This is a genomic window from Bacillus sp. SSR7, assembly GCF_055902415.1.
On the sequence record NZ_JBVVXV010000001.1, the window covers coordinates 500921 to 516075 of the forward strand.

A 15155-nucleotide genomic window follows, 5' to 3' on the forward strand; every position below is an offset into this window, starting at 1 on the left:
TATTTTACTTTTCTTTTAACTTTTTAATATGTTATTCATTTTATGTACAACACTCTTACAACATTGTAAGGATGTTGTAATCTATATCGATTTTTCTCACTTCATAATAGCCGTATACTGTGTAAAGAAAGAAATTGAAGGAGATAAAGAAAATGAAAAAGTTTTTAACAATTATTACACTATGTTTATTATTTTCTAGTTTTACTATTGGCTGTGAGAGAGCATCACTAAATCGAATTGGTAAAGATGTATATTACGTACAGATACAAGGCGAAGGAACTATCGAAAAAGTTGAAGGTAAAAACTTAAGAAACTACACACTGCCTGCTTATGACGAAGACGGAGTAAAAAAACAAATTACATTTAGAAGTAAGAAAGCATCAAACGAACATAAATTAAATGAAAATGCATTTTTATGTCTTTATGTAGATCAAGATGATAAGAACAAAAATGAAATATCATCAATTGAAGTAAAATCCTATGAAGAGATTCAGAAAGCAGATTTACCTGAAAAAATAAAAGAAAAGTTTAATATTAAATAAAAAACAAAAGAAAATGCACTATGCATTTTCTTTTGTTTTTTTCACTCGTATATATTTTGAACTGCTATTATTCATCAGTTTCTCTAAGCGATTTATATTTTCCGTTAACGCACCTTTCACAAGAGAGAAATCTGTATTTGGTTCTTCTTTTTTTTCTTTAAAAAACGAAGACTTTTGTACATTTACTTCAGCCATCTCTTCTCCCCCTTTTCAAAAAGATACAATCTTCTATTTATATTATATCGCAAATGTAGACAGCGTGTACAAGTATCATTTTCTTTTTAATTCTTCTTCTAACTCTTCTACTTGCTGCAACGTATCTCCTTTTATTAAAGAGAAATCAGTTGTATCTTCATTATCTTCTTTGAAAAAATCATTGTCATAATCTTTTATCACTACAATCACCTCTACGTGCTAGTGTAGGAATGATTGTCCGATTTTATTCAACTTTGTCCGAATTTATGTATAAAAGAGTAGGACAGAAGATTCTGTCCTACTTAATAAAATAACTATGATGTATCGTTAAATTATATACATTTTCAAAATCCCGGTCTTGAAGATTATTTTTCTTCCCGTCAATAACAATGAAAACATCACTCACTATTTTTGCTGGTATAATTCCGACATTTTCTACTTGCACTGCTTTCTGCTCATTCAATTGCTCAATGTACTCTAACGGAATCATAGTACTAAATTGAGAACGGATACCACGAAAGTTTGTATTTAATTCCTTTGCCGCTTCAAATACAACAATTTTTGCTCCAATCTTTTCCCCGTACGAATCTAAAAATACGTTTAAGCTTTTTGTATATTCTTCCTCCGTATGCCATTCCATCGTACCGAATACTGCTGGATTGACATTTTGAATAATTGTTGTGTATATTTCTCCTCTTGCTTTAGAAGCAATTAATGACCGTTTTATCGATTGAACCGTCTTGCCGATATCGCTAAATTTCGCTCCCCATATTTCTGAAATATTAGGTGTTAAAATAAATGCAACATCAACGAAAATAACCATTGCAGTGAACATTAAAAGATTTTTCCAGAGGGTTAAATCAATTCCTTTTATCATGAAATATACGGTGACTGATATTATAAACAACCCATACCAAGTCTTTCGAATACGTTGCTTCTTCTCCTCGTACAACTCTTCGTTTTTCCAATAGAAGAAAACAAGTAATAGAAAAACGATTGCTAAAATAAATAAGCCGATTCGAATGTTAGAGATCACCAATGACATCACCCTCCATTCAAAAAATACTCACGATATCATTACATGCACAAGCAACTCTCTTTATGACAAAAGACGTGGACAAGCTTCTAAATTTAGCTACATCGCATATACATTAGAAGGTGCCACGTCTTTATCATGAGTCTACATTGTATATGTAGACAAGCATTCATTTCAAATTTTCATGTTAAAAAGTAATATGTTTCGGAATTTCCCCTTCAGGTACTTCTCCGTCCATACTTAAGTAATAATGACGAATCGGACGTAAATTTTCGTCTAATTCATACACAAGCGGAATGCTAGTTGGGATATTTAATGAAACTACACCATCACTTGAAAGGTTGTCTAAATATTTCACTAGTGAGCGAATTGTGTTACCGTGTGATGAAATGATTACTTTATTACCACTCTTTAATGTCGGCGCGATTTCTGAATGCCAATAAGCAAGCACCCTTTTCTCCGTATCCTCTAAACATTCAGTTAACGGAAATTCACCTTTTTTGAGTGTTTTATATCTTGGATCCGTCGCTTCATATCGAGTATCCTCTTCAGTAAGAGCTGGTGGTCTCACATCAACACTTCTTCTCCAAATATGAACTTGCTCCTCACCATATTTTTGCGCAGTTTCATCTTTATTCAAACCTTGCAATGCACCATAATGTCTTTCATTTAACTTCCAAGATTTATGTATTGGCACCCAAGTAAGGTCCATCTCATGCAGCACAATCCATAAGGTCCGGATTGCTCGTTTTAATACAGATGTATAAGCAACATCGAAAGTATATCCATTTTTCTTTAATATTGCTCCTGCTTCTCTCGCTTCACTTAATCCATTCTCTGATAAATCTACATCTGTCCATCCAGTAAAGCGATTTTCAAGATTCCATAGACTTTGTCCGTGACGAATAAGTACAAGTTTAATCATGATAATTCCCCTCTCGGAAATGTGAATTTTATTGTTTCATTGCGTACACGTATAAAGTATCTAGTAATGTATCTTTTTATCCATTCACTCTATGACCAAACCATAGTTGCCAAATGTATGGATAAAATTTGTTCTTTTTCAAACTATAAAAACAAATATAGTTTTCATTATTTTTGATCGATTACAACTTCCCGTTTCGATATCCAAGCATCAAAACCTGTTCGGCTATTTGCCATTTCATTCATAACTTGATGCCAATTTTCTTCACATGATTCACCAAATTTTGAAAAAATAGTACTCATTTGTTGCCTTTGTACATCGCTAAGTTTTTTCTCTAAATCTACACCTTTTTCTGTTAAAGATAACTGTTTCACACGGCGATCATGTGTAGCTTCATTGCTCTCAATTAAACCCTTTTCTACAAGTTGACGCAGTGGTCCGTGAAGAGCCTGTTTACTTATTTCTAATAATGATAATAACTCATTTACACTTATCCCTGGAAAGCGTGCGATAAAAAATAAAATTCGGTGATGTACTCGTTGTATACCATACTCTTTTATAATTTCATCTGGCTTTTCAGTAAATGTTTTATATGCAAAGTAAAATAATGCTAATGCTTCATTCATCTGTTCTTCTTTATGTTGTGTCATCTACTTTCCCCCTGTATGTAAATTATACCACAATCTAGTAATGAATATTTTAATCAATACTCTAGAACTGCTTTCGTTTATTACAAGAAAGCAAAACAATGAGGAGATGATTCACTTGAAAACGCAATATACTGTAAGTACATATTTATTAGACCGACTAAGCGAATTAGGAATTGAGCATATTTTTGGTGTCCCTGGTGATTATAATTTAGCTTTTTTAGATGACGTAGTAGCACATGAAAAGTTAGAGTGGGTTGGCAATTGTAATGAGTTAAATGCGGCATATGCTGCTGATGGATATGCTCGTATAAAAGGAATCGCCGCTCTTATTACCACTTTCGGTGTTGGAGAATTAAGCGCCATTAACGGTGTTGCTGGCTCATACGCAGAAAACGTACCTGTTGTAAAAATCACGGGGACACCACCAACAACAGTAATGGAGAATGGAGCACTCGTTCATCATACGTTAGGTGATGGAAAGTTCCATCATTTTTCCAATATGTATAGAGAAATCACTGTCGCACAAACAAATTTGATTCCTGAACATGCCGCTGAAGAAATTGACCGTGTGTTACGTGCATGTTGGAGTGAAAAACGCCCTGTTCATATTCAATTACCAATTGATGTGTATAATAAACCTATTAACAAACCTACGGAACCAATTTTACATAAACCAGTTTTAAGTAATAAAGATGCGCTGGATAAAATGCTTCTACATGCCATTTCAAAAATAAATAGCGCCAAAAAACCTGTTATTTTAGCTGATTTTGAAGTGGCTCGTTTTCATGCGGAAGAATATTTGCATCAATTCGTAGAAAAAACTGGGTTTCCTATCGCGACATTAAGTATGGGGAAAGGAATATTTCCAGAAAAACACCCTCAATTCATAGGGGTTTATACTGGTGATGTAAGTTCTTCGTACTTGAGAAAAAGAATTGATGAATCTGATTGTATTATTAGTATTGGTGTGAAGTTAACTGATACTATTACAGGCGGTTTCACACAAGGTTTTACGAAAGAACAAGTTATAGAAATTCATCCCTACACTGTGAAAATTATAGATAAAAAATACGGGCCAGTTGTAATGAAAGATGTTTTACAACATTTTAGTGACTTAATTGAGCATCGCAATGAGGGAACTCTTGAAATTAAGCCGTTTATTTCAGAATCAGTTTCTATTACAGAAAAGTTTAATCCAAAAATGCAAATGGTTACGCAAAAACGTTTTTGGCAGCAAATGTACCATTTCTTACAAGAAAATGACGTCTTAATCGTAGAACAAGGAACGCCTTTCTTTGGTAGTGCCGTTATCCCATTACCTAATAACACTACATATGTAGCGCAACCATTATGGGGATCAATCGGTTATACATTACCTGCTCTACTTGGTACACAGCTTACTGATTTATCGCGGCGCAACATATTAATTATTGGTGATGGTTCTTTCCAATTAACTGTTCAAGAGTTATCGACAATACTTCGGCAAAATTTAAAACCGATTATATTTTTAATTAATAACAATGGATACACTGTTGAACGTGCAATTCACGGCCAAAACGAACCGTATAATGACATACAAATGTGGGATTACACAAAACTAGCGAACGTATTCGGAACAGAAGAAAAAAGCCAAACATTTAAAGTAGAAAATGAAACAGAGTTAGAAGAAGCCTTAAGTAAAATAAGTATTGATAAGAATCAACTTACCTTTGTTGAAGTTGTAATGAGCCAAGGGGATCAGCCTGAATTGTTAGCTAAACTTGGAAAAAGAATTGGCCAACAAAATTCTTAATATTACAAGCATAATCTAACTATATAAAAGGAAAAGGATGACAAGTGTCATCCTTTTCCTTTTATATATAATATTTTAAGAATATCCTTCGACTAACGTCTCGTGTGACAAGTCAAAATTTTTAATCAGTCTTTAACTTTATAGCTTTTGTAGCAATAAATGTTTTAATATGCTTATCTAATATCCTTGTTCCACCAAAATCATCCTCATAAAAACCTGTTATAATAAAACCCGCTTCAACTTGGCCTTGGATTTGATCTTCTAGTGTATGCGCATATTCTATTGTTTGATTTGAATCGATATAATCTTGAACTTCATCCTCTGGTAAATAATCCAATGTCGATGAAGGGATTGAATGTTTTACATCAAGAATACCTTTTTGTTCTTGATTATCATCAAAAATCCATAGTAACGGATTTGTAAATCCAGAAATGAGAATACCTTTATTCTTTAAGACCCTTGAAACTTCATTCCATACAAGATGAACATCTTTTACAAATAAATTAGAAACAGGATTTATAACAATATCAAAATATTCATCCTCAAAATCACTAAGGTCTGACATATCTCCTTGTACTGTTTTTAAAGTTAAACCATCCCGTTTTGCTACCTTTTCATCTTGTTCCAATTGCTTCTTTGATATATCAGTAACTGTTACATCTGCTCCAGCAGCAGCTAGAATTGGTGCTTGTTGTCCGCCACCTGACGCTAAGCAAAGTATCTTTAATCCATTTAATGACTTTGGAAACCAATCTCTAGGAACTGATTTTTCCGTAGTCACTGTAATCTCCCATTCACCTGTTCTGCTTTTCTCAATAACCTCGGTACTCACAGGCTGCGTGTATCTAGAACCTTCTTCAACCTTCTTATCCCATGCATTACTATTTTGTTGTGTAGTATCCATTACAGTTATTCCTCCTAATGACCTAGTTGCATTTTAAGTGTAAGCTTATTAATTATTTATGCTTTCCTTTTTCTATTAACCTGCCTGATAGTTATTACATAGTTGTCTATATTCATATTAACAGATAAATGACGATAATTACTAAAAATTATAAAAACTCACAAAATTATATATCCATTCAATTTACTTAGAATAACCGTAGAATTGGCAGTTTCAAACCACTCACTTACACATAAAAAGGCATTCCAAATCTGTTGACAGTTGGAATGCCTTTTTTTATGTTATTTAATTTCTAAAGCTCTTAACTGAACCCATTAAACAAATAAGCTACAATTTTTCTTTTTTATTCAGCAAGCGTTAACTGCCAAGACACACCATACTTATCATTTAACCAACCAAATTTTTTACTAAACGGATAGGCACCTAAAGGCATAAGTACTGCTCCATCCTCCGCTAATTTATTAAAAGCCGTTTCAATTTCTTCTTCCGTATCACAAGTTACATAAAGAGACATAGCTGGTGTAAATGTAAAATTATGATTTACATAACTATCTATGCACATGAATTCTTGCCCGTGTAACGTAAACGTTGCCTGAATTACAGTACCCTCTTTACCAGGTCCATTTTCATCGTAGCGAGAGATACTTACAATTTCTGATTGATCAAATAGTGATGTGTAAAAATTCATCGCTTCTTCAGCTTTGCCTTCAAACATTAAAAATGTAGTGATTTTTTGATTTGTGTTACTCATATAGAGACAACCCCTTGTTATGTATTGATGCAAAATATACATCGGCTAGTAAAATCGAACATATATTCCCGCGAGTATATTGTCTATAAAAACGATGAGTTTGTCAATTATCTACTTTCTTATTTCTTCTTAAATAATGCTGTCCAAAGAAATGATTCTCCAAACATAGTATTTGGTTGTTCCATTTGCTTCATTTTTCTAATTTCACTCACTTCAAATTCTTTAAATATCTCTCTTAATTTTTCTTCCGAATAAGCAAGACCACCTTGTAGACTCCATCCTCTATATACGTCCCAATCTGTTATTTCTGATCCATTTCGCTCATCTAAATCACCTGCCGCAAAACATGTTAATCCGAAATAACCACCTGATTTCAATGAGTTTTTAATTAAATCCACATAATTTACTCTTCTATGTGGTGGAATATGATGTAAACAGCCCGAATCGTATACAAAGTCAAAATCATTTTGACCCTCCAAATTAAAAATCGAATCACAAATAAAGTGAATTTCTATCCCTTTTGCTAACGCTCTCTCTTTCGCCCAATTAATGCCTTCTATAGATAAATCCACTGCTGTTACATCAAATCCTTCATTTGCTAGATAAATTGCGTTTCTACCCGGACCACATCCAAGTTCTAGTACTTTTCCTTTTGAAACCCACTTTTTATTTATATACGAAACTAGGTTCTCATCTGGAACATTTTCAAAAAACGGAACATCTTTTTCTCTATTCGCATAAAATTCATTCCAAAATGGTTCTGCTGGTCTTAATAATGAATCAAGCATTTTAATAATATCTTCTTGATTATGCAACGTTTCATTTTTCACTTGTATCCCTCCAAATTTAAATAGTCAGAAAATCATTATACATCTTTTAGAACTTTCAGACAAAAATAAAAACTCCTACATTCAATAGGAGTTTTTATTTTTAAAATCCAAGTATAGCTAACCATTTTAACAACTTCTCTTCTCGCGCTTTTAAATCATCGTTCCTAAGCTTACCTAACTGTATTTCACTCACAATTTCTCCGTCCGCCATAAAAAGAACTCTTTCTGTTTTCGCTGCTACCTTTACATCATGAGTCACTAACATAATAGTCGTTCCATCACGGTTAATATTTAATAAAATTTGCATTACCTCTTCTGTTGATTTTAAATTTAGAGCACCCGTTGGCTCATCAGCAAAAATAATATTTGGATTATTAATGAGCGCTCTACAAATAGAGACCCTTTGTAATTGCCCTCCAGATGCTTCGGTTATATAATGAGACGCTATATCACTTATCCCCATTTTCCCCATTAGCTCTAGAGCACGTTTATTTACTATTTTCTTACTCTCACATTTCGCTAAATATGCTGACAAAATGATATTATCAAATAGATTCAAGTTTCTAAGAAGGTTGCTCTGCTGAAAAATAAACCCTATTTCAGTAAGGCGCAACTTGGCTAACGCTTCTTCTTTTATACAAGATATTTCTTTATCACCAATTTTCACACTTCCTGATGACATTTGATCCATTCCACTAATATTATATAGTAACGTCGATTTCCCAGAACCAGAAGGCCCCATAACCGATACAAATTCTCCCTCATAAACCTCTAAATCTATATTTTTTAGCACGTGATAATTTGCATTTCCATCTATTGAATATGTTTTGTTTACTTGCTTTACTTCTAAAATTTTTTTCAAGTTTTACACCCCTACTCCCCATTTGGCTTTACATCGTTTGTTTGCTTTATAGTAAAACTACTGAAAAGTGTTGTTGCAGTCACAGATATAAATAATATAGCTGGGCATATTATATAAGAAACGATAGGATTTACGACAAACTTTATATGAGCTGCTCCCATAAATGAGCCTAACCAACTTACTAACATTTCACCAAACGTAGCAGCTATACATGTCCCTGTCACAATGCCTAATAATACGATCACAATAGAACGAGTTATATACTGTATACGAATATCTTTATAAGAAAAACCGATATTTTTCATAATTAAAATTTGCGAAGAATCTTTTGCTAATATCATTTTAAAAAACATCGCAGTAATTAAAACTGATATCAATATCGCAATCAAAATAGCCACTTGAGTCACGAGTCTTAATTGTTTAATTGTCTCTCCTAAAGTTTGCGTTAAATAATCATCCGTATCTGTTATTTTTGCAGAACTAAAATTTTGTTTATACTCCTTCACTTTTTCTTGCAAATCAACATTAGACTTTAAATCTACATTTACTACATACCATAATATGTTTTCGTTATTATAAGAAAAGTTCGCTTTAGCTGTTTTCCCGCCATTTGTTACATCTTGATACATACCACTAATCGTAAGTGTTTTCTCTTTCCCATCAACAAATAAAACGATAGAATCCCCTACATTCTTTTTTAATTCATTTGTGTTCATATAAGAAAGAGCAATTTCATTTTCATTTTTTGGTGCCCTACCTTGCATATAGTCTAATGGAAATGTAGTGAAGTCTCCCACTTCTACATGTAAGTTTTCATTTGTACCATCAGCGCTTACCATTTTAAATGTACTCGTTACAAATGTTGCATATTTTTCTACTTCATCATCATTTCGTATATATGATATAACGTCCTTAAATCGTTTCTCTATATTTTCAGTTTGCTGTAAATCTATTCGAATATCACTTTTTCCTGTTCCCATATAATTAACAAACTTCGGTGATTGAATCGTATACAAAAAGTTAACAGGTACAACAATCATAAACACAGCTATTATTAATACGATACTTAATACGCGATATAACTTAAATCTTTTTATAATATCTTGTATACCAATAAATATATTTACATTTTTAAATTTAGATCGATTGAGTGAAAAAGAGTTTCTAATCTTTCTTTTCCCTAACTTATCTCTTGATCGTAAAGCATCTATTGCTGTAATTCCCCTAAATTTCCGCAAAATGATACGACAGTACAGGATAACGACTAAAAATAACAGTGTTGTAATTATGAATGGCACAACATTGTGTAAAATACTTTTATCTGCCGCCCCCATATAAAGAGTGATATTAGAAGTGAATATCTTTGTAACAAATAGTGAAAGTATATATCCACATATACATCCACCAGCTGAAATAACAACATATTTTGTTACATATAGTTTTTGAATATCTTTACTTGTAATGCCGATAGCTTTCATAACACCAATTTCCCGATAATCTTCTTCCATCGAAGTAATGATCGTAAATCTAATACATAACATTGCAATTAACATTAATAATGCACTTATTATGATAAGTACCGCAGCTATTATTCCATCTGTTAATGAATTGAGTGTTTTAAATAGGGAATACGTAATAGAGGGACCTTTTTGAGGTAAGTTCGATGACTCGTATAGATTTTCAAATTCATTTATTTTATTTACATCAGTTAGCTGGAATTCAATAAAATATTCGCTTTCTCCAAAATTCCTTTTTATTCTTTTGAAATCTTCATTGCTTATTACGAATCGTTTTGAACTAACAATTGATGGATTCATTTGAACATCACGAACAAATGCTGAAATAGTAAATTCTAGTTCATTCTTATTTTTAACCACCCATATTTTATCTCCAATACGCAAATTATATTTTTGCATATAATAAATTGGTACACCTATTTCCCCTTTCCTAATATCAACCACTTCATTATTTAAATTTAATAAAAAATCAAACTTACTATTTTGTTTAACGAAGCTTATGTCCATTACACTATTATGTTCCGCTTCATTTTTCTTCTTTATAAAAATGTTAGATCCGTTTATTTGGACCATCTCAGCCGTTTGTTGTTTTTTTACAAACGGAGTTTTTTCTACAAAAGAATCAATTGATTTTTGATTTACTTCTCCTACATGCATTTGTACGAAATGCGGTGCGTTTGATACTTTAACCAATTGCTCCATTGAGTTCAATAGATTAATAACGTTACTTGAAGCACTAGCCATTAAAAGACTTGATAACATGATAAACATAAATAAAATGGTAATTATCATTTTATTTTGAGAGAAATCTCTTTTTAACATTCTCCTAATCATATTAAGCTAGTTCCCTTCATTCGATAGTATTTTCTTCGTCACAACCGCTATTAATAACATTATGAAACTAATAACTAATATAGGTAAATAAATTTTCATACTGAATTCTTCAAACATAAAACCATAAACGACTTGCCCAATCGGTGCCATACATTGGGATACCGCTGTTATAATTGCCATTACTTTTCCTAAGTTTTCATTTGGTGTTTTCTTTTGAACTACAGTAATCACATAGATGGATACAATTGTCATGATCATTGCAATTAGAATAGAAGAAAGTATAAAGAGGATAAATGGTGGGTAGTATCCTAAATTAAGAATAAAAGGCGTAACTGATAGTGCCATTGGTATTACTAATAAAGCTATTAAAATCATCCAATAATACAATGTTTTCATCTGTAGCTTTTTCGCAAAAAAACCTATTGATAATGCACCTATAATAGTAGCAAAATCGATCAATCCCATTCCAATTCCATATAACGTGTGGCTACTTTCCATTGTTACTCGTATAATAATTGGAGCACCAACAACAAATAGCGGTGTTAGTATTAAATTTAGTAATGCGGCTAAAAGCATAGATTTCAAAATAAATGGTTGTTTTAAAACGTATATAAACCCTTCTTTCATATCCTTTACAATTGTCGGTATGATATGGCTTTCTTGCGCTCTTTTTATAAAAGGTATTGTTATAAACATTTCTAAAATCGCACATATAAAGAAAGCAAGACAGCTTATTATTACGAGCATTTTCAAACCAATTATGCCGTACAATATTCCTCCTAATACAGGAGCAACTATATTAGGTAATGCTTGCACACCATTTACGATACCGTTCGCTTGTTCTAACTTTTTCTCTGGAACTAATTGAGGAATACTCGCCATTACAACTGGTGAGTACATTGCACTAATAACTGCTAATAAAAACATAATTGTCCCAATCGATAGAATAGATACAGATCCAGTAAATAATAAAACTATAAAGCTTAATACAATCGCAGCGTTAATAAAATCAAAAATGACCATTACATTACGGCGATTGAAACGATCTGCTATCGCTCCCCCAAGAGGAGCTAGCAAAAACGGAATACTCGTTACTGCATATAACCCTGCGAATATATCAGCACGCCCTGTTATATCTAGCACATATAATGACAGAGCAAAACGTAAAAGTGTTGAACCTAAAATAGTAATAATTTGTCCACTCACCATTAAATAAAAATCTTTCATCGAAGGTTTTATACTAATAGACATTATAATCACACCCTTCCTTTAATTTAGACCGACTGTCGGTCTATAATAAACAAACAGAAAAGCATTATTTCTGCTTCATTAAAACCTCCATCATATAATCAAAGGATCCTTCTTTCGCTCCAACAGATACTTCCATCATTTTAATATAAGCTTTCGCTCTTCTCATCATTTCTTCTGGCTTCCATTGGAATAAACCTTCATCAAATATCACTTGCGCTGAAGAGAGTAATAATTCAATCGTTTCTTGTGGGTATGGTGTAGAAAATACACCTTCATCGATTCCTTGTTCTAAAATCTCTGCTAAAACAGGAGATAAATGAATAATGGATTGCACTATACTTTTTTGATGCATTTCCGCATTATTTGGTTGATGAAATTGCTCAATCATTTTATCTTTTACATCCCCTGATTTTGGCGATTGCTCCATTAAAACTCGAAATAACTTTTCTAACACTGGGATATTTGGATTCGAGACGATTACTTTTGCTTTAGCAACATCTTCTTTAATAATCCTCATAATAATTTCATCCATTACTTCCTCTTTCGACTTAAAATAGTGATAAAACGTCCCTTTTGCTATCCCTATCTCTTTTAAAATGTCATTTACTGTTGTTTTCGTATAACCTTTCGTAACAAATAAACGTTCAGCCGTTTCTAAAATTTCTTTTCTACGCTCCTCATACTCCTTTACTATTCGCATTCAAGTTCTCCTTCCCGCCAGACCGACTGTCGGTCTATTTAAATTATATGCTTAGTTAGTAAAAAGTTTCCTGTTATTTTACATATACACCATCTTAGTTTCTATTTCCTTTATAAATTTTTATTTTATAACGTCCGTTCAATTTGTTTAAAACGTATCTCATGTTTCTTATCGTCAACTTTCATTTTAGGAAAAGAACGATGCCCCCTGCTTGAACCTATTTTTCTTAATTCTTCATTCAGACGCACAATACTTTGTAGTTTTTCAGCTCCTTTACCACAGTCTACGCATCTCCTTTTCACCGATAGCTTCAAAAAATGACAATTGATTCATACGATACGGTTCCCCTCTGTTCGATCTATTTACTTATGAATGGATTATTTTGTTGAGTCCCAATATGCAATATTTCATGTTTCGTACTTTTAATTTTTATATATGTGTAATAATTTATCTATAACAATATAAATTATTAATAAGGGTGATTTATATGAGCAAGTTCCGAAATAAGATAATTAAATATTTGCAAACATTTTGGGGATGCTTAGCATTTGGTGTATTAATGTTTGCTATCTTCTTAATTATGGATTTAAAAGATGCATCTTTAAATACATTAGGCTGGAGAGACTGGCTAGGTTCGGTAGCAGGCGCAGCCATTTTATCTGTTGGAACGTTTACTTTAAATAAATTGAATTTAAAATAAATATTCGGTCAATACTGAATGTAGGCTGTATGCCAACATTCATGTAAAGTAGTCTTCTCTGTATCTCCTTCTATTGAGCAGTTAGCTCTTGCTAGCTGCTCTTTTATTTCGTTCCAGTTCTTACCTCTTAAAGAAGTCTTTAACTGCGTTTCCCAATACGTACACATATCTATTCCCCTTTGCTACAAAATGAAATCTTTATTTTGTTTTACGCGTCGCTTCTTCAATCAGCCAAGATACAATATTAAAATTATTAGCTTCAACCTTTAAAGATGTTCCATTCAAAAAGCATTCTTTCATCACCTCGAGTAATTCTCCAACAACTTCAATTCATCCCGTATTCATTCGCCCTTTCTCCCAAATAACTATTTTGTTTTACTTTATACTCATCGCTCTTTTGAACATTTACCTTTCTATTGTTATATTTGCTCATTGTTTTTCTCTTTGTTTTACTAATTAGCTGATTAATTTCGCAAACACCATTTATTAAACATTCCATGTCTCTTCATCTCTTGAATATTTTTCAAATAAAAATACATACTATTTTCAAGCCGCCGTATCCACGGCTAATACTTCTTTCTTTTGTTACAGCAGAAGCAGGTAGGTTCTTCACTTATCTGCTTTCTCTGTATATTTTTTAAGAAATCGAAAATAATACCAACAAGCTGTTTGAACTAGCAGCTTCACTCTTCTCGTAATGAGGATGCAATTTATCACAATTAGCTAACTCATTGAACTCACTGGCAGACAACAAAAATCGTTGTCTGCTTTTTGTATGAGATTTTTCATTTTACATATACTACTTTTGAACCTGCATACCAATACGAGCCATTTTGGTGCTTGGGATTTCCCTTCCGGGGATAAGTATTTTTTACTTATCCCTTTTTTGTATAGACACTTATATTTAGGGTAAAACTAATCACAAGCAGATTTTCTGTTTATGCGTAGTTCTAAACAAGATTACTTTTTCTCCTATTAAAGGACAGCAGGTACGACTGCTAGTCCTTTTTTCTTATATCACTTTCCCTTCTGGTAGTTTCACACTACATTACATTCATCGCCGTAGTAAGCAATTTCCCAATAAGGATGGCAGTTGTGTTTCTCGAGTTCCCCATCGAACAAAACTAACAAATTAGTTTTTCAGTTTCCAACGTTCGTACCCCCATACGAGTTAAATCCTTCATAAACTTCTCTTGTTCCATTTCGATAATTGCGGAATGTGTAATGAAAATACTCGCTCACTTAAATACCTTTTCTTTCAACCAAAGTGGTCTACTGAAATAGTAGACATAATAAGTTCTATTCTCTTTTTACTGTAGCATAACATTCCCGTATCGTTTGAATGTGTTATAAATTTCTTTCACCAAATCATCCAATTCTTTATTAGCAAAAGATATTTTCGTATCGTTATACCAATTGATTTTTTCATAATTCGTATCATCATCAGAGGAGCTAGTACGAATTGCTTTCTCTCGATTTTTTTTCGATTAAATATTGTCCATACGTAAGTTGCACTTGTTCTTGAATTACGACATGGTTGTAATACCCTTATTCTATTGGTTTTGGGTTATAAAATTTCCTTTATAAGTTTTAAATACGGTGAATGAAATTTTTGTTTTTTCTTGCTATCATCCTTGTTCTATACAAACAAAAAAAGAGCCACAAT

The 15155-nt window shown here is 32.5% G+C and carries 18 protein-coding genes; 3 read left to right on the plus strand and 15 right to left on the minus strand.

What is annotated here, in order from left to right; translation table 11 throughout:
- Positions 1–152: 152 nt before the first annotated feature.
- Positions 153–542 (plus strand): YxeA family protein, encoded by a 390-nt coding sequence (locus tag AC0NJG_RS02455; RefSeq protein WP_087952612.1) that lies wholly within the window; start codon positions 153–155, stop codon positions 540–542.
- A gap of 18 nt (positions 543–560) precedes the next feature.
- Here AC0NJG_RS02455 and spoIISB read toward each other — a convergent pair whose 3' ends face one another.
- The 5 genes from spoIISB to AC0NJG_RS02480 all read right to left on the minus strand — a co-directional run bounded on the left by spoIISB (position 561) and on the right by AC0NJG_RS02480 (position 3348).
- Positions 561–737 carry a stage II sporulation protein SB gene (gene spoIISB / locus AC0NJG_RS02460; protein WP_000852620.1) on the minus strand — a complete coding sequence of 59 codons (177 nt, stop codon included), beginning with the start codon at positions 735–737 and terminating at the stop codon, positions 561–563.
- A 75-nt stretch (positions 738–812) separates the two neighbouring features.
- A complete protein-coding gene (locus AC0NJG_RS02465; RefSeq protein ID WP_000588712.1) occupies positions 813–938 on the minus strand; it encodes a hypothetical protein in 126 nt (41 codons plus the stop codon).
- Positions 939–1035: 97 nt separating this feature from the next.
- Complete coding sequence (locus tag AC0NJG_RS02470) at positions 1036–1773, minus strand: type II toxin-antitoxin system SpoIISA family toxin (protein WP_474062879.1); 738 nt, start codon at positions 1771–1773, stop codon at positions 1036–1038.
- Positions 1774–1960: 187 nt separating this feature from the next.
- A complete protein-coding gene (gpmA, locus tag AC0NJG_RS02475) occupies positions 1961–2698 on the minus strand; it encodes a 2,3-diphosphoglycerate-dependent phosphoglycerate mutase (RefSeq protein WP_087952606.1) in 738 nt (245 codons plus the stop codon).
- Between the two features lie 167 nt (positions 2699–2865).
- Positions 2866–3348 (minus strand): MarR family winged helix-turn-helix transcriptional regulator, encoded by a 483-nt coding sequence (locus AC0NJG_RS02480; protein WP_088328201.1) that lies wholly within the window; start codon positions 3346–3348, stop codon positions 2866–2868.
- A gap of 106 nt (positions 3349–3454) precedes the next feature.
- Here AC0NJG_RS02480 and AC0NJG_RS02485 point away from each other — a divergent pair, with 106 nt between their 5' ends.
- Positions 3455–5140 carry an alpha-keto acid decarboxylase family protein gene (locus AC0NJG_RS02485; RefSeq protein WP_088328200.1) on the plus strand — a complete coding sequence of 562 codons (1686 nt, stop codon included), beginning with the start codon at positions 3455–3457 and terminating at the stop codon, positions 5138–5140.
- 121 nt (positions 5141–5261) lie between these two features.
- Here AC0NJG_RS02485 and AC0NJG_RS02490 read toward each other — a convergent pair whose 3' ends face one another.
- The 8 genes from AC0NJG_RS02490 to AC0NJG_RS02525 all read right to left on the minus strand — a co-directional run bounded on the left by AC0NJG_RS02490 (position 5262) and on the right by AC0NJG_RS02525 (position 13103).
- Entirely contained in the window at positions 5262–6044 is a 783-nt protein-coding gene (locus AC0NJG_RS02490) for a class I SAM-dependent methyltransferase (protein ID WP_088326846.1), read from the minus strand.
- Between the two features lie 343 nt (positions 6045–6387).
- Positions 6388–6795, minus strand: coding sequence for a VOC family protein (locus AC0NJG_RS02495; RefSeq protein ID WP_087996838.1), 408 nt, complete (start codon positions 6793–6795; stop codon positions 6388–6390).
- A gap of 119 nt (positions 6796–6914) precedes the next feature.
- Positions 6915–7625: a class I SAM-dependent methyltransferase gene (locus AC0NJG_RS02500; RefSeq protein WP_087952595.1), complete on the minus strand. Its 711-nt coding sequence runs from the start codon at positions 7623–7625 to the stop codon at positions 6915–6917.
- 100 nt (positions 7626–7725) lie between these two features.
- Positions 7726–8487 (minus strand): ABC transporter ATP-binding protein, encoded by a 762-nt coding sequence (locus AC0NJG_RS02505; protein WP_087952594.1) that lies wholly within the window; start codon positions 8485–8487, stop codon positions 7726–7728.
- Positions 8488–8498: 11 nt separating this feature from the next.
- Entirely contained in the window at positions 8499–10838 is a 2340-nt protein-coding gene (locus AC0NJG_RS02510; RefSeq protein WP_429680601.1) for an ABC transporter permease, read from the minus strand.
- A gap of 6 nt (positions 10839–10844) precedes the next feature.
- The gene (locus tag AC0NJG_RS02515) at positions 10845–12092 is read right to left on the minus strand and encodes an MFS transporter (protein WP_140421189.1); all 1248 of its coding nucleotides are present in this window, start codon (positions 12090–12092) and stop codon (positions 10845–10847) included.
- 61 nt (positions 12093–12153) lie between these two features.
- Positions 12154–12789, minus strand: a complete 636-nt coding sequence (locus AC0NJG_RS02520; protein ID WP_087996827.1) for a TetR/AcrR family transcriptional regulator — start codon at positions 12787–12789, stop codon at positions 12154–12156.
- A gap of 125 nt (positions 12790–12914) precedes the next feature.
- Positions 12915–13103 (minus strand): hypothetical protein, encoded by a 189-nt coding sequence (locus tag AC0NJG_RS02525; protein WP_176398057.1) that lies wholly within the window; start codon positions 13101–13103, stop codon positions 12915–12917.
- Between the two features lie 173 nt (positions 13104–13276).
- On the opposite strand from AC0NJG_RS02525, the gene AC0NJG_RS02530 reads away from it, so the two are divergent.
- Positions 13277–13489, plus strand: a complete 213-nt coding sequence (locus AC0NJG_RS02530) for a hypothetical protein (RefSeq protein WP_087996825.1) — start codon at positions 13277–13279, stop codon at positions 13487–13489.
- A gap of 8 nt (positions 13490–13497) precedes the next feature.
- Here the strand turns inward: AC0NJG_RS02530 and AC0NJG_RS02535 are convergent, their stop codons facing one another.
- Positions 13498–13656: a hypothetical protein gene (locus AC0NJG_RS02535; protein WP_173601326.1), complete on the minus strand. Its 159-nt coding sequence runs from the start codon at positions 13654–13656 to the stop codon at positions 13498–13500.
- A gap of 158 nt (positions 13657–13814) precedes the next feature.
- Positions 13815–13988: a hypothetical protein gene (locus tag AC0NJG_RS02540; protein ID WP_165507110.1), complete on the minus strand. Its 174-nt coding sequence runs from the start codon at positions 13986–13988 to the stop codon at positions 13815–13817.
- Positions 13989–15155 lie beyond the last annotated feature (1167 nt).

Coding starts and splice junctions, on each gene's coding strand:
- AC0NJG_RS02510 (WP_429680601.1), bottom strand. CDS start 10,838: ATGATTAGGAGAATGTTAAAAAGAGATTTCTCTCAAAATAAAATGATA.
- AC0NJG_RS02480 (WP_088328201.1), bottom strand. CDS start 3,348: ATGACACAACATAAAGAAGAACAGATGAATGAAGCATTAGCATTATTT.
- AC0NJG_RS02530 (WP_087996825.1), top strand. CDS start 13,277: ATGAGCAAGTTCCGAAATAAGATAATTAAATATTTGCAAACATTTTGG.
- AC0NJG_RS02535 (WP_173601326.1), bottom strand. CDS start 13,656: ATGTGTACGTATTGGGAAACGCAGTTAAAGACTTCTTTAAGAGGTAAG.
- AC0NJG_RS02495 (WP_087996838.1), bottom strand. CDS start 6,795: ATGAGTAACACAAATCAAAAAATCACTACATTTTTAATGTTTGAAGGC.
- AC0NJG_RS02455 (WP_087952612.1), top strand. CDS start 153: ATGAAAAAGTTTTTAACAATTATTACACTATGTTTATTATTTTCTAGT.
- AC0NJG_RS02490 (WP_088326846.1), bottom strand. CDS start 6,044: ATGGATACTACACAACAAAATAGTAATGCATGGGATAAGAAGGTTGAA.
- AC0NJG_RS02485 (WP_088328200.1), top strand. CDS start 3,455: ATGATTCACTTGAAAACGCAATATACTGTAAGTACATATTTATTAGAC.
- AC0NJG_RS02540 (WP_165507110.1), bottom strand. CDS start 13,988: ATGGAATGTTTAATAAATGGTGTTTGCGAAATTAATCAGCTAATTAGT.
- gpmA (WP_087952606.1), bottom strand. CDS start 2,698: ATGATTAAACTTGTACTTATTCGTCACGGACAAAGTCTATGGAATCTT.
- spoIISB (WP_000852620.1), bottom strand. CDS start 737: ATGGCTGAAGTAAATGTACAAAAGTCTTCGTTTTTTAAAGAAAAAAAA.
- AC0NJG_RS02520 (WP_087996827.1), bottom strand. CDS start 12,789: ATGCGAATAGTAAAGGAGTATGAGGAGCGTAGAAAAGAAATTTTAGAA.